14 protein-coding genes are annotated in these 15,577 nt (G+C 67.7%); 8 read left to right on the forward strand and 6 right to left on the reverse strand.

All coding sequences use genetic code 11. The annotated features are described in order from the left end of the window. Nucleotides 1-172: 172 nt before the first annotated feature. Nucleotides 173-1,180 (forward strand): alcohol dehydrogenase catalytic domain-containing protein, encoded by a 1,008-nt coding sequence (locus AB0959_RS14770; RefSeq protein WP_366826780.1) that lies wholly within the window; start codon nt 173-175, stop codon nt 1,178-1,180. Nucleotides 1,181-1,556: 376 nt separating this feature from the next. Here the strand turns inward: AB0959_RS14770 and AB0959_RS14775 are convergent, their stop codons facing one another. Both AB0959_RS14775 and AB0959_RS14780 read right to left on the reverse strand, forming a co-directional pair. Then, nucleotides 1,557-2,690, reverse strand: coding sequence for a hypothetical protein (locus tag AB0959_RS14775; protein WP_366826781.1), 1,134 nt, complete (start codon nt 2,688-2,690; stop codon nt 1,557-1,559). 300 nt (nt 2,691-2,990) lie between these two features. Further along, on the reverse strand, nt 2,991-4,475 hold the full coding sequence (locus tag AB0959_RS14780; protein ID WP_366826782.1) for an MFS transporter: 1,485 nt from the start codon (nt 4,473-4,475) through the stop codon (nt 2,991-2,993). Nucleotides 4,476-4,688: 213 nt separating this feature from the next. Here AB0959_RS14780 and AB0959_RS14785 point away from each other — a divergent pair, with 213 nt between their 5' ends. Beyond that, nucleotides 4,689-5,570, forward strand: coding sequence for a hypothetical protein (locus AB0959_RS14785; RefSeq protein WP_366826783.1), 882 nt, complete (start codon nt 4,689-4,691; stop codon nt 5,568-5,570). 87 nt (nt 5,571-5,657) lie between these two features. Here the strand turns inward: AB0959_RS14785 and AB0959_RS14790 are convergent, their stop codons facing one another. Together AB0959_RS14790 and AB0959_RS14795 are read right to left on the reverse strand one after the other, a co-directional pair. Then, on the reverse strand, nt 5,658-6,875 hold the full coding sequence (locus AB0959_RS14790) for a sensor histidine kinase (RefSeq protein WP_366826784.1): 1,218 nt from the start codon (nt 6,873-6,875) through the stop codon (nt 5,658-5,660). A 205-nt stretch (nt 6,876-7,080) separates the two neighbouring features. After that, nucleotides 7,081-8,130, reverse strand: coding sequence for a zinc-binding dehydrogenase (locus AB0959_RS14795; protein ID WP_366826785.1), 1,050 nt, complete (start codon nt 8,128-8,130; stop codon nt 7,081-7,083). 343 nt (nt 8,131-8,473) lie between these two features. Between AB0959_RS14795 and AB0959_RS14800 the strand changes: the two genes are divergently transcribed. From AB0959_RS14800 to AB0959_RS14810, 3 genes are all read left to right on the forward strand, one after another. Continuing rightward, entirely contained in the window at nt 8,474-8,980 is a 507-nt protein-coding gene (locus AB0959_RS14800) for a MarR family transcriptional regulator (protein WP_366826786.1), read from the forward strand. Nucleotides 8,981-9,119: 139 nt separating this feature from the next. Next, nucleotides 9,120-9,851 (forward strand): response regulator transcription factor, encoded by a 732-nt coding sequence (locus tag AB0959_RS14805; RefSeq protein ID WP_366826787.1) that lies wholly within the window; start codon nt 9,120-9,122, stop codon nt 9,849-9,851. A gap of 195 nt (nt 9,852-10,046) precedes the next feature. Next, on the forward strand, nt 10,047-10,802 hold the full coding sequence (locus AB0959_RS14810) for a dienelactone hydrolase family protein (RefSeq protein WP_366826788.1): 756 nt from the start codon (nt 10,047-10,049) through the stop codon (nt 10,800-10,802). Between the two features lie 281 nt (nt 10,803-11,083). On the opposite strand, the gene AB0959_RS14815 is transcribed toward AB0959_RS14810, so the two are convergent. Further along, nucleotides 11,084-11,851, reverse strand: a complete 768-nt coding sequence (locus AB0959_RS14815) for a transposase (RefSeq protein ID WP_366826789.1) — start codon at nt 11,849-11,851, stop codon at nt 11,084-11,086. Nucleotides 11,852-11,884: 33 nt separating this feature from the next. On the opposite strand from AB0959_RS14815, the gene AB0959_RS14820 reads away from it, so the two are divergent. Beyond that, entirely contained in the window at nt 11,885-12,532 is a 648-nt protein-coding gene (locus AB0959_RS14820) for a hypothetical protein (RefSeq protein ID WP_366826790.1), read from the forward strand. Between the two features lie 11 nt (nt 12,533-12,543). Here the strand turns inward: AB0959_RS14820 and AB0959_RS14825 are convergent, their stop codons facing one another. Then, entirely contained in the window at nt 12,544-13,257 is a 714-nt protein-coding gene (locus AB0959_RS14825; RefSeq protein WP_366826791.1) for a LysE family translocator, read from the reverse strand. Here AB0959_RS14825 and AB0959_RS14830 point away from each other — a divergent pair. Further along, complete coding sequence (locus AB0959_RS14830; RefSeq protein ID WP_366826870.1) at nt 13,240-13,785, forward strand: DUF2220 domain-containing protein; 546 nt, start codon at nt 13,240-13,242, stop codon at nt 13,783-13,785. The genes AB0959_RS14825 and AB0959_RS14830 overlap by 18 nt on opposite strands. 301 nt (nt 13,786-14,086) lie before the next feature. Continuing rightward, entirely contained in the window at nt 14,087-15,559 is a 1,473-nt protein-coding gene (locus tag AB0959_RS14835) for a hypothetical protein (protein ID WP_366826792.1), read from the forward strand. The last annotated feature ends 18 nt before the right edge of the window (nt 15,560-15,577 follow it).

Genomic DNA, 15,577 nt, shown 5'->3' on the forward strand with positions numbered 1-15,577 from the left:
TCACCTGGGAGAAGCCCGCCGAGGAAATCGTCCGCACAGTGGGAAACCACGGTTGTGCCGTGCGTGCGTCGCTGTAGCTTTCCGCGAGCGGTGTGTCCCTACGAGGCAGCCGCCTCCTCGGCGCCCACGCCGGGAGCACCCGGTCTTCACGTACTAGGGGAGAGGACCCACCATGAAGTCCGCCATATACAACGGACCGTTCGACGTGATCGTCACCGAGCTTGAGACGCCCGCCTGCGGTCCCCAGGACGTCCTGTTGCGCAACCTGCACGCGGGTATCTGCGGATCGGACGTGTCGGTCTACCGGCACGGGCCCGGAGCTCATCAGATCCTGCGGGGTGAGCAGTTCGGGCACGAGGTGGTCTCCGAGGTCGCCGAGGTGGGGTCGGAGGTGACCGGGCTGGCGGTCGGTGACCGGGTCTATCCGTACCCCCTGCTGGTCAAGGGTGATCCCCGCCGGGCCGGTTGCATCGGTGGATTCTCGGAGTACATCCATGTGCCCAACTGCCGCGTGGGCGAACAGGTCTTCAAGGTGGACGACCGCATCCCCACGCCTGTTGCCGGGCTGATCGAGCCGTTCACGGTCGCGCACCGCGCCGTGCGCCGCTGCCGTCCGCAGCAGGGTGACAAGGCCGTCGTCTTCGGAGCCGGCACGATCGGCATCGGTGCCGCGGTGGCGCTGAAGAGCTTGGGAGTCGTGCAGGTGATGGTGGTCGACCTGTCCGACCTCCGGCTGGAGAAGGCGGCGGGTCTCGGCTTCGAGATCTGCAACTCCGGCCAGCAGGACGTGCAGAAGCGAGCGGCAGAGGTCTTCGGCGAGGTGACCACGCTGCTCGGCACCTTCCCCGATGTCGACATCTACGTCGAGGCGGCAGGAGCCGACGAACTGCTCGGCACGATCCAGTCCATGGCGAAGCCCGGCACCAGGATCGGTGCTGTGGCCGTTCACCCGAAGCCCGTGGCCGTGAATCTGGTGCGGCTCGCCTACGGGGAGCAGGAGATCATCGGGCCGGGCGGCTATCGGCCGGCGGATGTCGTCGATGTCATGAAGATCATGGAGAGAGGCACGTTCGACCTCGCCTCGATCATCACCCATACCTACGAACTCGACCGCATCGTCGAGGCCATCGAGATGGCGGGTGATCGCGACTCGGCCCTCCACGTGGCGATCGCGTACTGACCTTGTTCCTTGCCCAGGCAGCGCGTCCGCGCGAGCTGCGGCGTGCTCGGGACGCCGCCTTCGGGGGTTCGCTCGCGTCCCGAGGACCGGAATTGAGGAGGAACAGCGGACAGTTGACTGCCCCGGTCGACGGGCTCACGGTGCTCGTCGACCCGTGCACGGGCAACGGATGCCGCAGCAGGAGGCCTTGGTTCGGCGATCTCGCTTTCCCCTGCCTGGAGCGGCTCACCGCGGTCGGTGTTCTGCCGAAAGACGTCGGCATCCAGCCGACGCCTTGGTGCCTGCGTCCGCCGGAGCCTCCCGAGTGGACATGTCCGTCCACTGTTTGCCGGGCCGTGTGAGTGAACGGCCCGCCAAACGAACGTGATCCTTTCGGTCACACCGCGCTCTCGGCCTTGGAGAAGACGAACCCCGCGTACTCGTCGTCCAGGATCGCGCCGATCGGGCTTCTCTGGCGTGACCGGGCGCTCAGGGCCGGCGCCGGCTCGCCGGTAGCCGTGGCCTCGAACACATGGTGACCGAGGAACAGCGGGGTGGCGGTGCGGTTCATCAGGTTCGTCCACTCCTCCTCCGCGGAGAGTCCCACCTCGATGACCTCGCACCCGTGCTCGCGCGCGTGCACGAGAGCGCCGGTCACGAAATCCACCTGGTCGGCCGCGCGGCGCGGACGGTGGCCGCGGGTGCTGTGCGGACCGCCGGGGAAGAAGAAGTTCGGAAATCCCGCGGTCATGACGCCGAGGTAGGTACGCGGGCCGTCGGCCCAGTAGCCCGCCAGTGCCAAACCCTCACGGCCGCGCACTCCGAGGCGCTTCAGCGTGTGCGTACGCAGATGGTTTTCGAGAACCGGCCCTGCCTCACCGTCCTTGCTGCCCCCGGGTGCCTCCACCGCGTCACAGCCGGAAGCGGTGTCGTCGGCAGTCGTCTCGGCATGCCAAGGGACCACGTCCGGGGCGACGACGACGAAACGGGCTCGGTAGTCGACTGACTCGGCCGTCGTCACCAGCCAGGTCCCGGACGACTCGTGATAGACGACGGAGCCGGCGCTGGCTCCGAACCGGAGGTGACGGCGCAGGCCGAAGCGATCCATCTGCTCGAGCTGGTACCTGTTGTCGAGCTGTTCAGGTGGTCCCTCGTCGAATGTGCGGCCCGAACGCCAGGCTCCGTCGACTACGGTGTCCGTCTCGAGCAGTGATACGGAAAATCCCGCTTCGCGGGCACGACGGAGCTGGTAGACACCAGTCGCGCTCGCCCCGATCACCACCAGGTCGACCTCGCGCGCCGGGAATCCGACGCGTGCCTGATCGTCCGCGGCGAGTACGCCGCCGCCGGAAGTGTTCATCAGTGCACTCATGTGACCCTCCGGATGCTGAGCAATGGCCCGGTCCCATGCGGGCCTGGAGGTTGTACCGATCGGTCGGTGAATCGGCGTCACAGTAACGGAGGCCGATACGGCCAGGCAATGGTCCTGACACGGCCGGCCGGCCGTGCGGATGTCGCTGCCCTCGATCACAAGGGGGTTGACCTGTGAGACATCGGTGACCGCCCCGGTCGATCTCGGGCGTTCCGGTGACGGTTCCGCCGGGCGACCGCGAGGTCGCACTCACCCAAACCTGCGGAGCTCCCCAGTTCAGGGAGACCTCGAAACAAGCGTCACATACGAGCGGAGCGGCGAGGCCGAGTTGCCAAACGGCCCGCGTCTCTCTGCTCGCTCATCGCGCATGGGCGGTGCGGACGGATCACTCCCCGCTCCAGACGGTACGGCTGTACGCGGCGGGGCTCGGGCCGCGTACTTGCCTGGTGCTGGCGTGTGCTAGGACCGAGCCCCGGAGGCCTCCGCCGGTTCGGCCGGGCCCTCGGTCACCTCGGCCGGCACGGCGGCGGCCCGGTGACGCGGGAGGAAGGAGGCGAGGAAGAAGGAGAGGAGGGCCGCCCCCGCGCCGATGGCCATGACCGTCTTGAAGCCGTTCTCGGAGGGCAGGGGGTAGCCGCCGAAGTCGGTGGTCATCTGGGCCAGAATGACGCCGGCGAGGGCGCTGGCGAACGACGTACCCATGGAGCGCATCAGGGTGTTGAGGCTGTTGGCGGCGGCCGTCTCGGAGGCGGGCACGGCGCCCATGATTAGGGCGGGCATGGCGCCGTAGGCGAAGCCGACGCCGCCGCCGATGATGCAGGCGACCAGCGTGATCTGCCAGACCTCGGACATCAGCACGATGCTCAGGCTGTATCCGGCGGCCACGATGACCGCGCCGATCATCAGGGTGATCCTGGGACCCTTCGCCTTGGTGATGCCCGCGGACACGGCGGACATGGCCATCATCACCAGGCCCTGCGGTGCCAGGATCAGGCCGACGTCCAGCATGGACCTGCCCAGGCCGTAGCCGGTCTGCTCGGGCAACTGGAGGACCTGCGGCAGGACGAGCGACATGGCGAACATCGAGAAACCGAGCGCGACCGAGGCGAGGTTGGTGAACAGCACCTGACGGCGTGCGGTGGTACGCAGGTCCACCAGCGGCTGGGCGGTGCGCAGCTCGTACCATCCCCACAGCAGGAAGACCACGACGGCGGCGGCGAACAGGCCGAGGGTGGTGCCGCTGGTCCACCCCCAGTCGGCGCCCTTGGAGATGGCCAGCAGCAGGGACACCAGCGCGACGGACAGGCCGGCGGCGCCGAGCAGGTCGAAGCTGCCGCCGGTGCTGGCCTTCGACTCGGGCACGACCAGCAGGACGAGCACGAGGGCGACGGCCCCGAGGGTGGCGGAGGTCCAGAACAACACGTGCCAGTCGTAGTTGTCGGCGATGAACGCGGCCGAGGGCAGGCCGAGCGCGCCGCCGACGCCGAGCGAGGCGCTCATGAGGGCGGTGGATCCGGCGAGCCGCTCGGCGGGCAGCACGTCACGCAGGATGCTGATGCCGAGCGGGATGACGGCCGCCGCCAGTCCCTGCAGGGTACGGCCGACGATCATCGGGACGAGCGAGTCGCTCAGGGCGCAGACGACCGAGCCGGACATCAGCAGCACGATGCTGGCCAGGAGCATGCGGCGCTTGCCGAACATGTCACCGAGGCGGCCGACGACCGGGGTGGCGACGGCTGCGGCCAGCAGGGTGGCGGTGACCGCCCAGGCGGTGTTCGACGCCGAGGTGTTCAGGTACTTCGGCAGTTCGGGGACGATCGGGATGACCAGCGTCTGCATCAGCGAGACCACGATGCCTGAGAAGGCCAGAACCGCCACCACGGCGTTCGGCCTCGGCGGGGCGGAAGGCCCGGCCTCGGCAGGGCGGGCAAGGGTGTCGGACATGGAAGGGCCTCCGCGGGAAGGACATGGATTGCTTGACTTACGCAAGTTAATGCTATTGCTTGACTAAAGCAAGCTACAGTGGGACCTCGCTCGCGTGATCCGCGTCACGTCTGCCTTTTGTCGGTGATCCGACAGGTATAAGTCAGCCCGGCTCGCTTGCATGTGCTGGTCCCCTGGTTGGGGGCCGGTGTTGGCGGTACAAGGAGGAAACCCATGAAAGACCGGGCCAAGGTCGAGGACCTGCTCACCACGTCGGATCTGCAGATCCAGAGCGCGTCAACCGCGTGGAAGCACGTCCATGCCGAGTACGTCGACGTCGTCGATGACATCCTGGCGACGCTGGCGCCGAGCGGCCCTTACGCGTACACCGTCGTGCCCCAAATGGAAGAGGGGCACGAACTCCCCACCCAGCGCATCGTCACTACCTACGAGGCCATCGAGCACAGCTACCGCAGCATGCACCGGTTTGCCGCCGTGGTGGCGATCCGCCCCGTCGCGGAGATCAACACCTCCTGGTACACCTTCGTCAGCGGCATCGGGCGAGGCCGCGAGAAGCAGACCGGTGCGGAGAGCGAGCGCCCAGTCGTCGTGATCTTCCCGACCATGGGTTCCGAGGGCATCACCGGTGAGCTGTTCTGGGGCCGGACGCAGCAGGACAGCATGCCGGGTGACCCGGCCAACGGGGCGCTCGCCGCGCGGTTCGCGGTGGGGGAGCTGCACGGGACGCTGCTCGACGCATACCGTAAGGGCGACGTCGACACGATCGTCGAGAAGGCCCACCCCGAGATCCAGACAGGCGTCCGCGACTACGTGGCCCAAACCGGAACCCTGGTCGAACTGCACACCAAGGACGACCTGAGGACTCATCTCCAGGACTTCTACGCCCACTACTCCGTCCGCGGCATCGAGGTCGTCACCAAGCACTTCGACGACTGGTTCTTCTTCCACGAGCTGCGCTGGACGGTCGAGGCCAAGAAGGGCCCGGACGTCGGTAGCGTCTTCCGCTACCACACCGCCGAGTACGCCGAGGTGTCGGCCGCCGGCCTCGTCTGCGCGCACATCGGGCACGGCACGGATCAGCTCAAGATCGGCTGAGTGGATTCAGGTCCCCTCTGTTGCTTCCCCTGACGGATGCCGAGCAGGCCGGGAGGCAACGGAGGGAGGCCTTTCTTGTGTGGACGGTCATGTCGCCCCAGTCATCGTCGCGTCCGGGTCGAGCACGTGGGCGCGCACAGGCAGTTCGGCGGCGACTTCGAAGCCGCCCTGGTGCCGGTGGCCCGCGCGGAGGAGGCCGCCGGCGGACAGGGCGCGCTCGCGCATGCCGATGAGCCCGTAACCGCTGTGCGGGACCGATGCAGAGGGTGGCGCGGTACCTGCGTCATTGGTGATGGTGATACTCAGCCGGTCGGGGGAGTAGGTGAGCCGGATCTCTGCCGAGTGCGTGGCGGCGTGCTTGGTGACATTGGTGAGCGCCTCCTGCACGATGCGGTACGCCGTGAGATCCGCACCGGGGGAGAGCTGTCGCGGCTCTCCCTCGGTGGTGATGGTGACCGCGAGGCCGGTCGCCCTGAACGAGTCGGTCAGGTCGGCGAGTTGCGAGAGTCCGGGGGTGGGTTGAACAGATCCGCCCGCGTCGTCGGCGGCGCGCAACAGGCCGACGGTGGTCCTGAGTTCGCGCAGCGCGGATGAGGTGGTGCCGGTGAGCTCGGTGACGAGTCGCTCGGCGTCGTCGGGCTGGGTGCGCAGAAATCGGGCCACGGCGGCTGCCTGGATGCCCGCCAGGACCAGATGGTGGGCGACGACGTCGTGCAGGTCCCGGGCGATGCGCATGCGTTCCTCGGTGACGCGGTGCCGCGCTTCCTGTTCCCGGGTGCGTTCCGCGTGCTCGGCGCGGGCCTGCACGGCCTGGAGGTACGCCGTACGCAGCCGGCTCGAGGTGCCGAGCGCCGTGGGCAGCAGCAGCCAGGCGACAGGACCGATCGACTTCAGGACCAGCGGCTCGTCGGCAGGGCCCGCGACCAGTGAATCGGTCACGAGCAGTGCGATGCCGGTGAAGGCGAAGGCGTTGGCGGTCTTCCGGTCGGTACCGGTGGCCAGCGAGTGCAGCGCCACCATGAGCGGTCCCAGCAGCAGAACGGTGAGGAGATAGCCGAGACCGGCCATGGCCATCGCGCAGAGCGTGGTCAGAACGACCGTGGAACGGGGACAGCGGCGACGCCACAGCAGCGCGATGCAGGAGGCACCCGCCAGCAGCACACCGGGCCACCACCGGACCCCCAGCTCATGGCCCGGCAGCGTGACCACGGCCCCGGGAAACGAGCAAGCGAAGACCGAGGCGGCGAGTGCCCCGTCGACGATAAGAGGATGGCGGCGCAGGTGCTGCCGCAGTCTGTTGGTCATGGGATGGGTTCTCTGGCGATGGGACCGGGGTGGGTCCAGTTCGACTTGCCGCTGATGGACCGGCGTCGAGCGGCCGGATCCTGTCGAACGGCGCGTGCCGTGACGACGGCGGCCAGGGCAGCACTCCCACCCGGGGTGGCGAGCCGCCGGGGTCCGCGCCGCCGGACTTGCTCGGGCGGCGCGAACCCCGGCCTTTGCTGGGCGTTTACGGCCGGTCGTCGAAGGTGACGACAACCTTCTCGGCCGCTCCGGGGGTCAGGGCGAGGTCAAAGGCGCGGCCGGCCTCCGCGAAGGGGATGCGGTGGCTGATGAGCTTGGCGAACCGCTCGTGGTGCTCAACGATTTCGGGGGTGACCTCGAAGATCTCGGTGGGGTAGCCCTGAGACGCGACGAGGGTGAGCTCGCTGCGGAGCATGCCGCCCAGGTCGATGTCGGCGCCCTTCTTCTGTACGGCGACCATGACCAGCTTGGCGCCCCACTTGGCGTTGTCGATGACCGTGCTGAAGACGGCGGCGGCACCGGCGGCGTCGATGTAGATGTCGGTGCCGGGGCGGGGCTGGCCGAGGGCGTTGGCCGCATGCCCGTGCAACTCGGTCAGCCTGGCGGTGACGTCGTCGGTGGCGGAGTTGATGACGGCGTCCGCGCCGACGGCCAGCGCGGTCTCAAGCCGTTCGGGGAGCACGTCCGCGACGACCACGTGCTCGACGCCACGCAGCTTGAGCCAGATGGCGGCGCCCAGGCCGATGGGCCCGGCTCCGAAGACGACGACCTTGTCGCCCGGCTTGGCCTCGGAGCGGTTGACGCAGTGGCGAGCGACGGCCATGGGCTCGTTCAGCGCGGCGACGTCGAAGGGCACGGTGTCGGGGAAGACAGCGACGCTCCTGCCGACGACGCAGTCCTCGATGAGCAGGTACTCGGCCATGCCCCCGTGCTTCCCCCCGCAGCCGATGATGCCGGAGGGCGCGGCCTGCGGGTTGACGACGACGCGGTCACCGGCCTTAAGACCGGTCACTTCGGCACCGACCTCGACGATTTCGCCCGCTGGTTCGTGGCCGAGGGAGATGGAGATCATCTCTCCGCCGGCGTGACCGCGGGCGGGCATGCCGCCCATGTGCAGGAAGGTGGTGTCCGTGCCGCAGATGCCGCAGGCACGGATTCTGAGCAGGGCGTCCCTGGGCCCCGGGACGGGACGCTCGACGTCCACCACGTCGATCTTGTTCTGCCCGCCGGTCTGGAGGGACTTCATCGTGGCCATGGAGCGACTCTCTTTCTGGAGGTATTGCCTGTGTAGGGCTTGTGGCGTGGAAGGTGTCGGTGTCCTCGGACCGGGCGGCAGACGGAGGGGCAGGGCCAGCCGCCGGGGCCCGGACCGCGCCGTCCCTCGTCTCCTTGGGGCTCGGCGCTGCAGGGCCGCTTCCGCCCAAAAGCGGTCCGATCTGCGCGCCCCCGGCCGGTGGCCGGGGGCGCGAATGGGCAGCGCGACATATGGTGCCGCCGCCGTCGCGAGATTTGCTTGACTGAGGCAAGCAGAGTGTTTTGCATAAGTCAAGCAACTTTTCCCCTTGCTTAAGTTAGGCAAGTAGCCCTACGGTATTCGCATGCCCCCCACCCCCCGCCCCACGGCAGGCCCCGCCTCGACGGATCTGATCGAGATCGAGCGAGCGCTCACCCGCATCGCCTATCTGGCCGGCCGGGCCCGGCAGCACGAACGCCTGATGACCGAGGCCGGGCTGTCTCTGGACCGCGCTGCGGCGGCGATTCTGCGGCACATCGCCGAGAGCGACCCGCTGCGCCCCGGAGTGCTGGCCGCCCGGTTGTCCGTGGAGGCATCCCACGTCACCCGGCAACTGCGGCAGCTGGAGGGGGCCGGCTACGTGACTCGCGTCCCCGATCCGGACGACCGGCGGGCCCAGCGCGTTCAGCTCACGGAGACCGGCCTGGTGGCGGTCGAACGCATGCAGGACGTGCGCCGCCGGGGCATGCAGACAGCTCTGGCGGACTGGTCGCCCGAGGACCTCGCGCAGCTCGCCACACTGTTCCACCGCCTTGTCGACGACTTCGTCGCTCACGCCGAGACCGACATCCACATCAGGCCGGCCGTCTGACGGTGAAGCTGCGACCTTCCTCGCCCGGGCTCTTCCGGCGACGCGGGGTCGTCGGTTCCGCCAGGTTGCCGGGCGAGGGGACGAGCCCCTGGCCCGCCGTTCAGCCGTGAAACGTAAGCCCTACCCGAATGGTCTTGCCATGTACAGGAACACCATCAGTAGGAACATCCTCACTGCGGAGACGCCATCGCCTCGTGGTGACGGGAGGCACGTCCTGGTCGTCGACAACGATCCCGGAGTGACAGACCTTCTCGCCACCGCCCTGGAGTTGGCGGGCTACCGAGTCGGAACAGCGGGCACCGGTACCGAGGGGATGGCCGGGATCGCTCGGCACAGTTTCGACCTGGTGCTCTGGGACGCCGCGTTGCCGGACCTGGCCAGCCTCGCGCGCAACCGCCGCACCGCGCCCGCCGACCGCCCCCCGTTGCTCTTCCTGACCACCTGCGACTCCCTTCGCTGCCTCGTACCCGAACTCGGCTGGGTCGGGGAGGACTACGTCACCAAACCTGTCCGGATCGCCGAAGTCCTGGCCAGGGCCCAGGTCCTCCTGCGCGCCCGCAGCCCACAGCCGGAAGGGATGCCTTGCTACGGCGACCTCGTCCTCGACGACGCCACGTGTCAGGCCCGGCGCGGGCCCAGGCAACTCGACCTCACCCCCGCTGAGTACCGGCTGCTGGGTCACCTGCTGGCCAACGCTGAGCGCGTGTTGTCGAAGGAACAGATCAGCCGGCATGTCTGGGGTGAGTACCGGGCGAACCCGGCCATCGAAAAACTCGTCTCCCGCCTGAGGCACAAGGTGGACCAGGAGCAACCCGCGCTGATCCACACCCGTCGGGGCTTCGGCTACTGGCTCGGCTGCCCCACTCGGTGAGACATCCCCCAAGTGCGATGTAAGACGCCCTGGTCCCGCGCCGCTGTGGGTGCCGTGTCCGTCAGCCGCCGCGGTCGGCGAGAGCTCGGGCCAGGACACGTCTGCCGCGACGCCGACCCATGACCAGTAGTCGCACTGGCGCCCGCTCTGCGCATCCCCCCGTACCAAACTCGCCCAACCGGAGAAAGGCACCACATGAGCACTGTGCACGGATCGTCCGTCGACATCCCGACCCCGAACGGGACCGCCGATGCCTACCTGGCCCACCCGGATGACAATGTTCCGCACCCCGGTGTCCTGTTCTACATGGACGCCTTCGGGCTGCGTCCGCACCTGAGGAAGATGGCGGACCGTCTGGCCTCGGCCGGCTACACGGTCCTCGTACCCAATGTCATGTACCGCGCGGGGCGGGCGCCCGTGGTGGAGCTGCCCGAGTTCATCAACCCGGCAGAGCGCCCCGAAATCATCCAGAGCATCCGCCCGGCCATGCAGTCACTCACCCCTCAGGCGGCCATGCGCGACGCCGACGCCTACCTCGACTGGCTGCACGCTTCCCCGCTGACCACCAACGGCCCGGCCGGCGTGACCGGATACTGCATGGGCGCCGGACTGGCCCTGCGCACCGCCGGTACCCACCCGGACCGGATCGCAGCGGTGGCCGGCTACCACGGCGCACACCTCGCGACCGACGCGCCGGACAGCCCCCACCTGCTCGCCGACCGCATCACCGCCGAGCTCTATTTCGGCCACGCCGACCAGGACTCGACCAATCCCACCGAGCAGATCGACCGCCTGAACAAGGCCCTCACCGCCGCGGGCGTCCGCCACCGCACCGAGGTATACGTCGGCGCCCACCACGGCTTCACCCAGGCCGACACGGCGATGTACGACGCCGAGGCGACGGAGCGCCACTGGACGGCTCTGCTGGACCTGTTCGCCCGCGCTCTTTGAACGTCTCACCGCCGGTCATCGGCGGTGAGGCCCATCTCCGGACGACGGCGCCACCGCCGGAAGGCGGAGGTAACCGAAGAACCGCGGGATGCGGAGGTGCAGTCGGCGCTCTCGGATGCGGCGAAGCCGAAGTCGCAGGTGCCGGTGTGGAACGGCAGGGGCTGGCCTGGTCGGTGCTGTTGGTTGACTGCCAGCGCATCCCCATGGCCCTCGCGGATCGGGCTCGGCTCCATCAAGGGCCGCCTTAGCTTGACTCTGTCGGGATCTTGGAGTTGCCGAGGTCAGCTGCCCAGGGTTCGCCAGGACTTCGGCGGGGGTATCCCGCGCTGGTCGAGGTAGTTCTGGAAGGCAGTCGGTCGGCGGGGCGTGGGGGCTTCCTCAGCTGGCGGCAGTCCGCTGAGGCGCTCGATGTTGACAGCGATGGCCGTCAGGACGTGCTGGATGTGGGCCTTTCCCTGTCCTCGGTAGCGGCAGCGCCGTATGCCGTGTCCGTGGGCGAACTCGTTGACGGTGCCCTCCACTCCGGAGCGGACCGCGTAGCGGGTTTTCCACTCGGGCGTCTGTTGCTCGGTGCGGACGCGGAGTTGCAGGTCGCGGAGTTCTCGTGGGGGAAAACCCACGGTGCGGGCACTGTCGACGGTGGTCGTGCAGAGGGAACGGACGGGACAGGGACGGCACTGGCTCTTGGTGAACCTGGCCACGATCAGCGGGGCCGCGGTAGGTGAGGAAGTCGGGTAGGGGCCGTGCCAGCCCTGGCTGACCTGGCCCTGAGGGCAGGTGACCTGCTGGCGGTCGTAGTCGATGTGGAAGTCGTCCTGGGCAAAGCCCTCGTTCCGGCGGTGCTGGCGGGTGGGGTTGCTCCGCAGTGGCCCGGAGACGGTGACCTGGTGTTCACGGGTGGCTTGTTCCAGGTGAGGCAGGGAGGTGTAGCCAGCGTCGACCAGGTGCTCGGCGGGCAGGAGTCCGCGGCGGGAGAGGCGGGTGTGGATGCCGGGCAGGACCTGGCTGTCGTGGGTGGTGGCCGGGGTGGTGGCCACGTCCGTGATCACGTTGGGGCCGTCGGGAGCACAGGTCTCGGTCAGGTGAGCGGCTACGTCGTCTCCCACCGACTGCGCGGCGTGGAGACGATCTCCCCGTTCGTCCACGCCATGGTCCGCGACCCCGCGTTCCTCAACGCCGCCTCACGCCTGGTCGGAGTCCCCTTGATCCCCCACCCCATACGCGACGCCGGAGTGCAGATCAACTACTACGGGCCGCCCGCCCCCTCACAGGCTCCCACCGTCGCGAAGTGGCACCTCGACGGCATGAACTACGTGTTCACCATGACACTCACCGATCACGAGGAACACGAAGGCGGTGACTACATCTACTACAAAGGCCACCCTCGGCAGTTCGACGCCCGCCGCGAGGAGATCACCGCCAAGGGATCGGCCCACCCTGACGTGCACACTGCTCCGTTCCAGCACGTCGGAGACACCATGTTCACCCGGGGAAGCCGTGTGTATCACGCGGTCACTCCCGTCACCCGCGGTCACCGCATCACCTTGGCCGTATCCCTGTTCTGCCCCGTCCTCGGCAACCAGGACGAGAACCGCTTCTGGCACAGCGCGCACGACGACGGGCTGCTGCGCACCATCGGCAACTGGCGCTCCCTGCGCCAGGCCGTCCGCCGCCCTGCCACCTACTGCCGCCGGGAAAGCATCCCGATCCTCCCGCTCGGCAACCACTGACGGAACCCGTTTCAGTGCTGCTCGGTCGCCAGCCAGCCAGCCAGGCCCAGCATCGCCAGCCCCGTCAGCGCATCCAGTAGCCGCCGAGCCCGCCGGGTGATCCCCATGCTCTTCAGACGGCTTCCCAGCGCCGCATAACCGAAAGCGCAACAGAACTCGACACCAATATAAGCGGCGCCGAGGGCCAGCAAAGGAATAGCTGCACCCCCGGCGTCGCGGGTCAGGAACTGCGGCAAAAACACGGTGAACAAAATGAGGGCCTTCGGGTTCGAAGCCGCCACCACGAATTCCTGCCGCGCCAGATGCCACGCTGACGGGCCGTCGTGCTGGCGTCCGTCGCCGTCGCCAGCCGGGCGCCCGGCAGCCCTCTGCTCCGGCTGGCGGCGTACCGCCATGAACACAGTCCTCAGCCCCAACCACACCAGGTAGACAACACCGCACCACTTGATCACATTGAAGGCCAGCTCGGAGGCCGCGAGGACCGTCCCCAAACCCGCCGCGACCGCTCCCACCATCAACGCGAACGCGATAAAGCGCCCCAACGAGGCACTGACAGCAGAAACCCATCCGTACCACAAACCATTACGCAAGGAAAGTAACTGATTTGCCCCCGGCGTAGCGGCAAGCAACAGAGCCGCAGGGAAGAAGGTCGTCCACTCTACGTCTGAGATCATGCCGATACGTGTACCCAGATACCGCGAAGATGTCTGCTCGGGCTTGAGCATGATGTAGCGGCCCGGGTTGTAGTGGCTGCTCGGCGGCGAGTCGCTGGGGGCTTCAGCGAACTCACGGTCCGCGCAGATGAGTTCACCGAGCCGCCGCCCGGCATCACGACCGTGTACGTCATCGAGAACGAAACCACCTACCTCGCCTTCCCCGACCAGCCCCACAGCATCGTGATCCACGGCGGCGGCTACGCCGTCACCCAACTGTCCGCCCTGAACTGGCTGCACGGCATACGCCTTGTGTACTGGGGCGACCTGGACACTCACGGGTTCACCATCCTCGACCGGCTGCGTCGGACCTTCCCGCACACGCAGTCCATCCTGATGAACCGGGGAATTCTCCTGGAGCACCGCAGCCAGCGGGTGAAGGAAGACGCCCCCACCCACCAGCCTCTCGGCACGCTCACTCCGGACGAGGTCGATGTCTACGACAGCCTCGTGGACGGCGAGTTCGGCCCCAACGTGCGACTTGAACAAGAGCGCGTGAGGTTCCGCCTGATCGAGGACGCCCTCAACGAGCTCCGCTAGGCACTGGGCTTGCAGCAAGCACGATCCGAAACCGTGCAGGTGCTCTCCCGGCACGCCGAGTTCTCCGAGACCTGGGAAACCTACGCTCATCCTCCGTTCGCGATCGAAAGCGTCACGGTATCCGCGTTCAGCTTCGCGGCCATCCGTGCTAGACGAAGGGGTTCCCGACCGGTGACGCACTCGGCTCTATAAAAGATGCTGGTGTCGGATAATTCAGGCCATTGTTCGGTTGCCGTATGGGCAGCCCAGGGTCCCCCCGGACACCCTGGTGTATGGGAACCGTGTCAGCGGAGGGGGCGCCATGGAGAGCACGCCGAGTGCAACCGAGGTACTGAAGCGGCTGTTACAGCCGGTCACGGTAGCCACCGACTCCAAGAGCGCCCTGGCCGGCAGCGTCGATGTTGCTGCTCACAGCGAAGACAGCAAAAAGCAAAAAGAACATGAGCGGAAGGCCGAGGAGGCCGAGAACGAAGGCAAGGCGCACAAGGAAATGCCGCCCCTACTACGGCGCAAGCAAGGGCTTCAAGCCCTGCCTGAGGCCGAGTTGCAGAGCTCAGTTCGGTTGCCGTACATCGGGCTGCTGCACCGTCTCGCGCGAGGCATGGTGCTCACTCGGCGCGGTGCGGCACGCGGACTCGCTGAGCACTGGGGCAGCCTGAAGTACATCCAGGCGCTGCAGGCAGGGAAGGGATCGTTGCTGTGGCTGTCCTCGGAGGGGCGGCAGATCGCTAGGCACTACAAAACACTGCAGTCCGAGGAACTGGGTCAGGCGTTCGCTCTCGTGCTGACAGAGCACATCCTGCGCAACCGTTTTCCCGGCTACAGCGTGTCCGTCGTTCATTCCGACACAGCACTGCGGGCCGGCTGGGCACTTACCGCCGCCGAAAGAGTTACGAAGGACGACAAGAGCGCAAGTGTCGGCTACCGCTATCGGCCTCACTTCCTGGCGGAAGTATGGAAGCCGTCCCTGCCGTCTGTGATCATCCCGATCGCGTGCAAGGGCAACCACAGCGGAGCCGGTGTTTCGCACGACCAGTTAGCCTCGTGCGCGGCACACGTCGACGGCCTGCACGTCGGGGCGTGGAACCAGACACCTGGGTTGTTGTTCAGCACCGAGCTCCCTCTGGATGGGCCGGCCACCGTCCATGCCCTGCATGCGCCGGGCGATGGTTCACGTCTCGATCTCCCAACGGGAGCGGATGCCGCGGACATGGACCTGGACCAACCCCCGCAACAGAAGAATCACTTCCCCGGCATCGAGCGCCCCACCGGGGAAGACCAGACACTCGACCCTCTGCCCGGCTGCCAGGTCCGAGCAGAGCACTTCGCCTGGTTCCAGGAGACTCTGGCCCACACTGACGCTGCGGGCCTGATGGCATTCGCTGGATCAGGGCGCGCCACCGCGCGACTGCTCACGAAGCGGCAGGGCAGCGAGTTCTTCAAGACATTTGAGCACCCCTCCGCCGGCAGCGTGCAGGACATCGCCCACACTCTGCTTGGTGACGAGTTCGCCGGAACAGACCACATCTTCCGTCTCAACGGAACTCACGTGGAGGCCTTCTCCGGCGTCCAGAAAGACCTCTTCGAGTACCTGGCGGGAAGAGGCGACACCCAGAGGCCTCAGGTATCGCAGTGGCGCACGCAAACACACACCCGCAGGTCGTCACTGCCCCGCACCGGCTGGGACAGCAACTGGGGTGGCCCAGTCAGCATCCACCAGGACGGCACTGTCCTGGCCATCCGACCGGTGAGCGTGACGAAGACAAACCGCTGACCCCTGAGCGGGCTGTAC

It is taken from the genome of Streptomyces sp. NPDC046862 (assembly GCF_040704615.1).
In the GTDB taxonomy this organism is placed as follows: Bacteria; Actinomycetota; Actinomycetes; order Streptomycetales; family Streptomycetaceae; genus Streptomyces.

Bases quoted from the DNA above. Each gene is read 5' to 3' on its own strand.
- AB0959_RS14825 (WP_366826791.1), bottom strand. From the start codon at position 13,257: ATGCTCAAGCCCGAGCAGACATCTTCGCGGTATCTGGGTACACGTATC.
- AB0959_RS14805 (WP_366826787.1), top strand. From the start codon at position 9,120: ATGTACAGGAACACCATCAGTAGGAACATCCTCACTGCGGAGACGCCA.
- AB0959_RS14795 (WP_366826785.1), bottom strand. From the start codon at position 8,130: ATGGCCACGATGAAGTCCCTCCAGACCGGCGGGCAGAACAAGATCGAC.
- AB0959_RS14800 (WP_366826786.1), top strand. From the start codon at position 8,474: ATGCCCCCCACCCCCCGCCCCACGGCAGGCCCCGCCTCGACGGATCTG.
- AB0959_RS14810 (WP_366826788.1), top strand. From the start codon at position 10,047: ATGAGCACTGTGCACGGATCGTCCGTCGACATCCCGACCCCGAACGGG.
- AB0959_RS14790 (WP_366826784.1), bottom strand. From the start codon at position 6,875: ATGACCAACAGACTGCGGCAGCACCTGCGCCGCCATCCTCTTATCGTC.
- AB0959_RS14770 (WP_366826780.1), top strand. From the start codon at position 173: ATGAAGTCCGCCATATACAACGGACCGTTCGACGTGATCGTCACCGAG.
- AB0959_RS14835 (WP_366826792.1), top strand. From the start codon at position 14,087: ATGGAGAGCACGCCGAGTGCAACCGAGGTACTGAAGCGGCTGTTACAG.
- AB0959_RS14780 (WP_366826782.1), bottom strand. From the start codon at position 4,475: ATGTCCGACACCCTTGCCCGCCCTGCCGAGGCCGGGCCTTCCGCCCCG.
- AB0959_RS14785 (WP_366826783.1), top strand. From the start codon at position 4,689: ATGAAAGACCGGGCCAAGGTCGAGGACCTGCTCACCACGTCGGATCTG.